Here is a 1,400-nt window from a genome sequence, read left to right as displayed (position 1 = left end):
CTGGCCACACTGGATTGTAAGTAGCTCGTTTTTTTCGTTTAATTTCAGAAAACACTCTTCACCTGTAGTAAGAGTTACAAGCTCCTGCAGTAAAGGAATTGCTTTTAGCTTTCTCTGCTCCTCATTCATTGATGTTGCTGCAATGATTCTGTCAAAAATATCCATAACTGCTCCTTAAATTAAACTGATCTTGAAATATCAAAATTTCTTACAACGTTCTGAAGAGGGCCACAAAGATCTTCAATCTGCAGAAGAACTCGTTTTTTACTCAGTAACGATGAAACGTAAGTATGAGAGAGAGTTGAAGAACTCAGGTTTATTCCGTTGATCTTCTTTAATCTGATGAATGTAAAAGGATCGATTTTTAAATCTAGATGAGCATGAGATCCTGATTTAGCCTGAATGTACCAATCAGATGAACCCGTCAGGGATGGAGGGATGATCCTAATGCCAATAGGGTCATTTTTTACATCTAAATATGTATTTCCCACAGCTATCTGCTGTGCGTTTATATTATCGTTATTAATATATTCGTTTAATTCCTTATTAATAGAGAGATCATTTTTTTCCAAAGATTCTGTTTTTTGAGATCCTTTTTTTCCAGAAGTGCCCTGTGGGAAACGACATTTTTTTCCAACATTTTTCTTTGTCTTTAAGCTTAATAACAGTGACTTTAAAGAGTCATTAGTCATACTTGAAAGGTCAGTATCAGAAGAGCAGGATTTGCAGCGTTTAAGCACTATTTTTCTGCAATGATCAGAGCTTGTGATGTTGAACTTCTCAGAATACTGAGTGCTAATATCATCACTAATATTTACAGCCTTTACAGCTTTTTTAGAAACATCAGAACAATAAGAAATAGCTTTAAGCTCAATTAGAGAGGCATAAGCATTGCGAAGAGTTCTATCTGAAATGCTAAGTTCTTTACATATTAGAGCTGCATCCTCGTTATCGGTGAAGAAACCTAAATCAGCTTTGGCAAAGAATGATGATTTATCCAACAAATATGAGAATACAAGTATCTCAGAGGCCTTAAGCTTAGATGCACCTGATTCAGTATATAGAGAAGAAACAGAAAGAAACTTGCCTGAAAAATCATTGACACATGTGAGCATGATGCTGCGAGAGCTGTTCTGGCCATATGTTACAGAAATAAGATCTAATTTTTCTAATCTATCTATGTGTCTTCTTATTTGAACGAGGCTGAATAAACCATGTACACGATCAAAAAGCTCTGAATTAGAGTAATCAATAATATAGGATGGAGAATTTTTACAGAGATTTGTAAGAATTGACAGGAAAACTTTAAGTGTAGGACTAAGTTCTAAACTTAGTTGCTCTTTGAAAAGAATTCCGATGATAGATAACTCACCAACTGGAGAAATTGGCAGAATAACTGA

Annotated in this window: 1 protein-coding gene; it reads right to left on the bottom strand. The window is 34.9% G+C overall.

Going from position 1 to position 1,400, the window contains the following annotated elements; genetic code table 11:
* Positions 1 to 179: 179 nt before the first annotated feature.
* Positions 180 to 1,400: hypothetical protein (locus ACJML3_RS04400; RefSeq protein ID WP_406020946.1), on the bottom strand; the 1,221-nt coding region annotated here is incomplete at its 5' end.

The sequence above is a fragment of the Succinivibrio sp. genome (assembly GCF_045124615.1).
Lineage (GTDB): Bacteria > Pseudomonadota > Gammaproteobacteria > Enterobacterales > Succinivibrionaceae > Succinivibrio > Succinivibrio faecicola.
Note: the sequence above shows the minus strand (reverse complement) of the source record. Positions and strands in the feature narration are given on the sequence as shown.